Origin of the sequence: Dactylosporangium sp. NPDC005572, assembly GCF_040605515.1 — a bacterium.
Classification (GTDB): domain Bacteria; phylum Actinomycetota; class Actinomycetes; order Mycobacteriales; family Micromonosporaceae; genus Dactylosporangium.
Genome location: NZ_JBEXCY010000208.1, coordinates 1 through 6,731, shown reverse-complemented (window position 1 = coordinate 6,731; position 6,731 = coordinate 1). Strand labels below are relative to the sequence as shown.

Below are 6,731 nucleotides of genomic sequence, written 5' to 3'. Positions count from 1 at the left end.
AGCCACCATCCCAGCCACCATCCCAGCCACCATCCCAGCCACCATCCCAGCCACCATCCCAGCCACCATCCCAGCCACCATCCCAGCCACCATCCCAGCCACCATCCCAGCCACCACCCCGGCCACCACCCCGGCCACCACCCCGGCCACCACCCCGGCCATCGGCCCTGCCGCCGGAGCCGCCGCCGGGGCTGGTGCAGGAAGCGCTGTGGGCGCTGGCCGCCCGGGCCGCCGTGGCCGTGGGGGACCGGGCCGCGATGCGGCGGGCCCGGACGGCCCTCGCGCCGGCGGCGGGCGAGTGGGCCGGCGCGGCCAGCGGGATGCTCACGGTGGGCCGGGTCGCGGACGTCCTGCGGACGCTCGACGAGGCCCTCGGCCAGGAGGATGGTTCCTAGCTTCCTAGGATGCCATACACGACGTGGCGCACCCCACCGGTCGATGGCGGCAGACGGCCGGCGCCGACCGGTGGAGCACCGTGCGGTCAGGCGGTCGGGGCCGGCTCTTCCAGCGGGAGCAGGACCGTGAAGCGGGTGTCGCCCGGCTCCGACGCGACGCGGATGTCGCCGTGGTGCTTCTTGACGACGATGCGGTACGAGATGTCGAGGCCCAGGCCGGTGCCCTCGCCGACCGGTTTCGTGGTGAAGAACGGCTCGAAGATGCGGGGGCGGACCTCCGGCGGGATGCCGGCGCCGGTGTCGGCGATCTCGACCGCCAGGCACTCGGCCTCGCGGGACGTGGTGATCGTCAGCGTGCCGGAGCCGTGCATGGCCGAGACGGCGTTGTCGATGAGGTTGGTCCAGACCTGGTTGAGCTCGGCGCCGTACGCGGGGATGGGCGGCAGGTCGCGGTCGTAGTGGGTGACGACGCGGATGCCCTGCGGGATCTTCGCGTTGAGCATGATCAGGGTCGCGTCGAGCAGGTCGTGGACGTCGACGACCTGGAACGGGCCGCGGTCGAGCTGGGAATACTGCTTGGCCGCGCCCACGAGGCCGGAGATGCGGGCGACCGCGTCCTCGATCTCGCCCATGAGCAGCTCGGTCTCGATGGTGTACGACAGCCAGCGCACGGCCGGCTCGAGGTCCATGCCGGGCACGCACGAGGCGACGTCCTCCAGCCACGGCACGTCGACGCCGCCGGCGACGAGCGTCGGGGCGAGGTCCCAGGCGCTGGTGACGTCGTGCTCGTCGAGCCAGTCGCCGACCTGGTCCTCGGCGTCGCTGGCGGCGAGGGCGGAGCGCTTCGGGGCGTTGGCGGCCTTCTTGACCGCGGTCTCCTGCAGCTCGACGAGGCCGTGGAGGCGCTCGCCGTCGAGCCGGCCGTCGGCGATCATGGCGAGCTTGTGCCGCATGCCGGCGACCTTGTCGCGCAGGACGGCGGTGGCCCGCACGGCAGCGGCGGCCGGGTTGTTCAGCTCGTGGGTCAGGCCGGCCGAGAGGGCGCCGAGGGCGAGGAGCCGTTCGCGCTCGGCGATGGCGTTCTGGTTGTTGCGCATGCCGATGAACAGGCCCTCGAGCAGGTGCATGGCCATCGGGAACCACAGGCGCATGGCGCCGCCGAACTCGGTGGCGGGCAGCTCGTAGACCTCGACGTCGGTGATCGCGTGCATGGTGTTGTTGTAGAGCTGCGGGACCCGGTCGCCGAGGTACGCCTGGGTGGCGCCGCCGTAGACGCCGACCTGCTCGGTGCGGCTGATCTCGACGTCGTCGCCGCGGACGTTGCGGCTGAGGCTGACGGTGCCGCTGAGCACGACGACGAAGCACGTGGCGGGCTCGCCCTCGGTGTAGACGGGGGAGCCGGCGGCGTAGGGCACCGCCCAGCCGCGTTCGGTGAGCCAGATGAGCTGGTCGTCGTCGAGCGCCTCGAACAGGAACAGCTTGCGGAGGTCTTCTGGGGTGAGTCGGCGGCCTGTCATTGCCCCTCCACGAGGTACCGGTGCACGAGCGAGACCGCCATCGCGCCCTCGCCGACGGCTGATGCGACCCGCTTCACCGAGTCTGCGCGCACATCACCCGCGGCGAACACCCCGGGGACGCTCGACTCGAGGTGGTACGGGTCACGGCCGAGCAGCCAGCCGGGTGGGGGCTCGTCGCCGGTGAGCAGGTCGGGGCCGGTGAGCACGAAGCCGCGGGCGTCGCGCTGCACGACGCCGTCGAGCCAGTCGGTGCGCGGTTCGGCGCCGATGAAGATGAACAGCCAGCTGGCGTCGACGGTGCTGGCCTGGCCGCCGTCGACGTGGCGCAGTTCGAGCCGTTCGAGGTGCTCGTCGCCGTGGGCGGCGACGACCTCGGTGCACGGGTGGACCTCGATGTGCTCGACGGCGGCGATCTGCTCGATGAGGTACCGCGACATGGAGGCGTCGAGGCTGTGCCCGCGGATGACCAGGTGGACGCGGCGGGCGTAGCGGGAGAAGAACATCGCCGCCTGCCCGGCCGAGTTTGCCCCGCCGACGATGTAGACGTCCTGGTCGCGGCAGCTGGGGGCCTCGGTCGCGGCGGAGCCGTAGTAGACGCCGCGGCCGTGCAGCTCGGCCAGGCCGGGCGCGCCGAGGCGCCGGTACGACACGCCGGTCGCGAGGATCACGCTGTGCGCGGCGATCGTGGTGCCGTCCTCGAAGTGCAGGACGCGGGCCGAGCCCTGCACGGCGAGCCGGGTGACCCGGCAGGCGGTGAGCAGCTCGGCGCCGAACTTGATCGCCTGGCGGCGAGCCCGGTCGGTGAGCTGGGCGCCGGAGACGCCGTCGGGGAAGCCGAGGTAGTTCTCGATGCGGGAGGACTGCCCGGCCTGGCCGCCGGTGGCGCGCTCCTCCAGCAGGACGGTGCGCAGGCCCTCGGAGGCGCCGTAGACGGCCGCGCCGAGGCCGGCCGGGCCGCCGCCGACCACGACGAGGTCGTAGAAGTCCGACGCCGGGGTGGTGGTGAGGCCGACCTGGACCGCCAGCTCCGCCTCGGTCGGGGCGACGAGGGTCTTGCCCTCGGCGGTGACGACGAGCGGGACGTCGGCGCCGGTGAGCCCGGCCGCGGTGAGCAGCCGCTGGCCCTCGGCGTCGTCGGTGGTGAACCACCGGTACGACACCATGTTGCGGGCCAGGAAGTCACGGACCCGGAACGAGGGCGCGGACCAGCGGTGACCGACGATCTTGACGTCGGTGACCGGCCGGTCGGGGGCGGCCTTCCACGCCTCGATCATGGCGTCCATCACCGGGTAGAGCTTCTCCTCCGGCGGGTGCCACGGCTTGAGCAGGTAGTGGTCGAGGTCGACGATGTTGATCGCCTGGATCGCGGCGTCGGTGTCGGCGTACGCGGTGAGCAGGACCCGCCGGGCGCGGGGGAAGAGGTCCATCGCCTGTTCGAGGAACTGCAGGCCGTTCATGCCCGGCATGCGGTAGTCGGCGAGGAGCACGGCGACCTGCTCGCCGCGCAGCTTGAGCTCCTTGAGGCTGTCGAGGGCCTCGGCGCCGGAGTCGGCGCGGATGACGCGGTACTCCTCGCCGTACTGACGCCGGAGGTCGCGGGCGACCGCCCGGGACACGGCCGGGTCGTCGTCCACGGTCAAGATCGCGGGCTTGGCCATGCGACCAATCCAACCACGCGGAGGGCGCTTCGCCGAACCGCGGGCGATACGGTGAGATCGTGACCGACGCCTCTTGTGAGCATCTGGACCTGATCCAGGACGTCCAGCCCAGCGCCGACGGCTGCGAGGACTGCCTCGCCGCCGGGGGTCGCTGGGTCCACCTGCGGCTGTGCCTGACCTGTGGGCACGTCGGCTGCTGCGACTCGTCGCCGGCCAAGCACGCCACCGCGCACTTCCACTCCGACGGGCACCCGCTGGTGCAGTCCTTCGAGCCGGGTGAGGACTGGGTGTGGTGCTACGCCGACGAGGCGTTGCTGCGCGTCGCCGGGCTGCCGGAGCGCGCCCACACCTGACCGGTCGGGTGCCGTGGCCGGCCGGGTGCCACCTGGCCGGCCGACCGGTCGCCTCACAGGAACGGGATCTCGACCTCGAGGCTGCCGTTGACCTGCAGCTTGCGCCGGGCCCGCTCGTAGAACGTGGTGTAGCCGAGCCGCACGACCTTGGCCGCGGACGGCGCGGCCGACACGGTGAGCGTGTCGCCGGGGTTGAGCTCGCCGAGGACCTCGCCGTCGACCTCGGCGACGAGCCGGCCGCTGGACGGCAGCAGCGTCAGGTCGAGGTCCTCGTTCGGGGACAGCACGAGCGGCCGGTTGAACGCGGAGTGGGCGGCGGCGGGCACGACGATGATGCCCTCGACCGTCGGGGAGACGATGGGGCCGCCGGCGGAGAAGCTGTAGGCGGTCGACCCGGTCGACGTGGAGACGATGAGCGCGTCGGCGGAGTACCGCACGAACGGGTACCCCTGCATCGAGATCTCGATTGCGGCCAGGCCGTGGCCGGGCGTGCGGACCAGGGCGATGTCGTTGAACGCGGTCACCGACGTGCCGTCGGGCAGCGTGGTGCGCACCGCCATGCGCGGCTCGACGGTGAAGCGGTGCGCGTCGATGGCGGACAGCGCCTCGGGCAGCTCCTCGATGCCGATCTCGGCGAGGAACCCGAGCCGGCCCAGGTTGACCCCGAGGACCGGGGTCGGCTTGCCGGACAGCAGCCGCATGCTGCGCAGCATCGTGCCGTCACCGCCGAGGCTCACCACGAGCGAGGCGCGGCCGACGAGCTCGTCGGCGCTGACCGCGACGGCACTGCAGTCGATGCGGTCGACCTCGTCGGGCAGGCCGAGGACGGTGGCCTCGCGGGCCTTGGCCCAGTCGATGATGGCGTCGATCGCCGGCTTGGAGTCGCGGCGTGGATGCAGGACCAGCCCGACCGTGTGCACCATCCCCATTGGAGCAACTCTACGGCGCTACCGGCGGGCCGTGGAGTGGGGCGCTGCCCGGTGGGCCGGCGCGTGGTGCGGGGCGGGCTGTTCGGCGGGGTCCGGGCCGTCCGGGGCCGGCGGCGTCGGGGAGCGGGGCGGCCGCGGCGGTACCGTGTGGGCGACGAGCGCGGCGGCGACGAGCACGACGGCGGGGAGCGGGCCGAGCCAGGGGACCCGGTCCAGCAGGAGCGCGGCCCCGAGCGCGCCGATGGGCACGCACGCGAACGGCACCAGCAGCAGCGGGTCGAACCGGCCGCCGGCCAGGCGGGTCACGGCGCCGGTGAGGTACGTCGTCTGGACCTCCGCGTCGCGGGTGGCCGCGCTCTGCAGGCCCATCGCGATCGTGGCCAGGGCCAGCAGCGGCAGCTGGGTGACGCCGCGCGGGTCGTGGTGGGCGGACACCCACCCGCCGCACAGGGTGCACAGCGCGAGCAGCTCGGCGACCAGGCACCGGCTGGGCGCGACCCGCCGGGCCAGCAGCACCGTCGCGCCGTACACGACGCAGGCCAGGCCGGCCCGCAGCGCGGTGTCGGCGACGTGCTGCACGGCGGAGACGCCGAGCACGACGAGGTTGCCGGTCACGACGCTGGCGAAGACCCCGCCGAGGTACAGCAGGCCGATGCCGTCGACGTACCCTGCGGCGAGGGCGAGCATCCACACTGTCCGGCGCATCCCCGCCCGGTTCCCCGTGCGGGCCCGCCCACCCTCACCTGCTGGGGGTGACCTGCGGACGCTTGCCGTGCGACAAACATCCTTCGGGCGCCGTGCGGGTACGGTCCCTCTGTGTCGATCGCCCTGCGGCTCGCCCTCAACCTCCCGCGTGACGCGGCGACGGTGCCGATGGCCCGCCGCATGCTCGACCAGGCGCTGCACACGCTGGGCGTCGACCCGGACTGCCGCGACGACGTCGGACTGATCCTCACCGAGGCGTGCGCCAACGTGATCGAGCACGCGCTGGAGACCGACGACTACGAGATCACGATCGACGTGTCCGACGTGCGCTGCGTGATCCACGTCGTCAACGCGGGCGCCCCCGTCGACCCGGCCCGGCTCGTCGAGGCGACCGGGCTGCCCGACGGGCAGCTCGACGAGCACGGCCGGGGCCTGCACATCATCCGCGCCCTGGCCGACGAGCTGTACCTCACCCCGGCCCTCGGCGGTGGCCTGGTCCTCCAGGCGGTCACGACCCTGCGCTGGACCCGCGACGCGCAGGTGTGGCAGCGGCACTGACCGCCGCCGGGAATCCGGGCGGAGATCCGGGCGGAGATCCGGGCGGAGATCCGGCCGGGACCGCCGCGACCGCCGCCGTCACCAGCGCGCCGCCCAGGGCGACCAGGCAGGCCAGCCGGGGCGAGGCCCCGTCGGCGACGGCACCGGCGACGGCGCTGCCGAGCGCGGTCCCGGCGGCGGTCGCGGTCGCCGTCCACATCCGCGCCTCGGTCGCCGTGCCCGCCGGCGCGGCGGCGTCGGTCGCCTCGTAGGCGGTCGCGTTGAGCGGCGCGACCGGCAGCCCCGCCACCACGAACAGCGCGGCGAGCCACCACAGGCCGGCGGGCAGCACCATCGGTACCGTGGCGGCGGCAAGGATCACGGTGAGCGGCAGCTCGCCCACCCGGGGGGACAGGCTCCCCACGAGGCTGCCGAGCGCGAACCCGCCCAGCAGCAGCCCCGCGAACCCGGCCCGGCCGTGCGCCGACGCGACCGCCGCCGCCGCGACCTGCAACGCCCCGATCGTCACGCCGAGCGCGGTGCGGGACAGCACGAGCCGGCGCATCGCCGCCGCCCGCAGAGCTGCATGTCCTTGCCGACCCGCATGGCCGAGACGCAGCACGCGATCGCCGTGTCG

Annotated in this window: 7 protein-coding genes and 1 pseudogene; 3 read left to right on the top strand and 5 right to left on the bottom strand. The window is 73.7% G+C overall.

Features of this window, described 5'->3' with window-relative positions; translation table 11 throughout:
• Positions 1-194: 194 nt before the first annotated feature.
• Complete coding sequence (locus ABZS66_RS50420; RefSeq protein ID WP_354770209.1) at positions 195-395, top strand: hypothetical protein; 201 nt, start codon at positions 195-197, stop codon at positions 393-395.
• Positions 396-481: 86 nt separating this feature from the next.
• On the opposite strand, the gene ABZS66_RS50415 is transcribed toward ABZS66_RS50420, so the two are convergent.
• Positions 482-1,912 carry an ATP-binding protein gene (locus tag ABZS66_RS50415; RefSeq protein ID WP_354770208.1) on the bottom strand — a complete coding sequence of 477 codons (1,431 nt, stop codon included), beginning with the start codon at positions 1,910-1,912 and terminating at the stop codon, positions 482-484.
• Positions 1,909-3,570 (bottom strand): FAD-dependent oxidoreductase, encoded by a 1,662-nt coding sequence (locus ABZS66_RS50410; protein WP_354770207.1) that lies wholly within the window; start codon positions 3,568-3,570, stop codon positions 1,909-1,911. The genes ABZS66_RS50415 and ABZS66_RS50410 overlap by 4 nt, the downstream gene beginning before the upstream one ends.
• 59 nt (positions 3,571-3,629) lie before the next feature.
• On the opposite strand from ABZS66_RS50410, the gene ABZS66_RS50405 reads away from it, so the two are divergent.
• On the top strand, positions 3,630-3,923 hold the full coding sequence (locus ABZS66_RS50405; RefSeq protein WP_354770206.1) for a UBP-type zinc finger domain-containing protein: 294 nt from the start codon (positions 3,630-3,632) through the stop codon (positions 3,921-3,923).
• Positions 3,924-3,976: 53 nt separating this feature from the next.
• Here the strand turns inward: ABZS66_RS50405 and ABZS66_RS50400 are convergent, their stop codons facing one another.
• Entirely contained in the window at positions 3,977-4,852 is an 876-nt protein-coding gene (locus ABZS66_RS50400) for an NAD(+)/NADH kinase (RefSeq protein WP_354770205.1), read from the bottom strand.
• 18 nt (positions 4,853-4,870) lie between these two features.
• Complete coding sequence (locus ABZS66_RS50395; RefSeq protein WP_354770204.1) at positions 4,871-5,557, bottom strand: YoaK family protein; 687 nt, start codon at positions 5,555-5,557, stop codon at positions 4,871-4,873.
• A 111-nt stretch (positions 5,558-5,668) separates the two neighbouring features.
• Between ABZS66_RS50395 and ABZS66_RS50390 the strand changes: the two genes are divergently transcribed.
• Positions 5,669-6,115 carry an ATP-binding protein gene (locus tag ABZS66_RS50390; protein ID WP_354770203.1) on the top strand — a complete coding sequence of 149 codons (447 nt, stop codon included), beginning with the start codon at positions 5,669-5,671 and terminating at the stop codon, positions 6,113-6,115.
• On the opposite strand, the pseudogene ABZS66_RS50385 reads toward ABZS66_RS50390, so the two are convergent.
• Positions 6,066-6,731, bottom strand: a pseudogene (locus ABZS66_RS50385) (hypothetical protein); the annotation flags it as partial. The gene ABZS66_RS50390 and the pseudogene ABZS66_RS50385 overlap by 50 nt on opposite strands.

Bases quoted from the DNA above. Each gene is read 5' to 3' on its own strand.
- ABZS66_RS50415 (WP_354770208.1), bottom strand. From the start codon at position 1,912: ATGACAGGCCGCCGACTCACCCCAGAAGACCTCCGCAAGCTGTTCCTG.
- ABZS66_RS50410 (WP_354770207.1), bottom strand. From the start codon at position 3,570: ATGGCCAAGCCCGCGATCTTGACCGTGGACGACGACCCGGCCGTGTCC.
- ABZS66_RS50400 (WP_354770205.1), bottom strand. From the start codon at position 4,852: ATGGGGATGGTGCACACGGTCGGGCTGGTCCTGCATCCACGCCGCGAC.
- ABZS66_RS50395 (WP_354770204.1), bottom strand. From the start codon at position 5,557: ATGCGCCGGACAGTGTGGATGCTCGCCCTCGCCGCAGGGTACGTCGAC.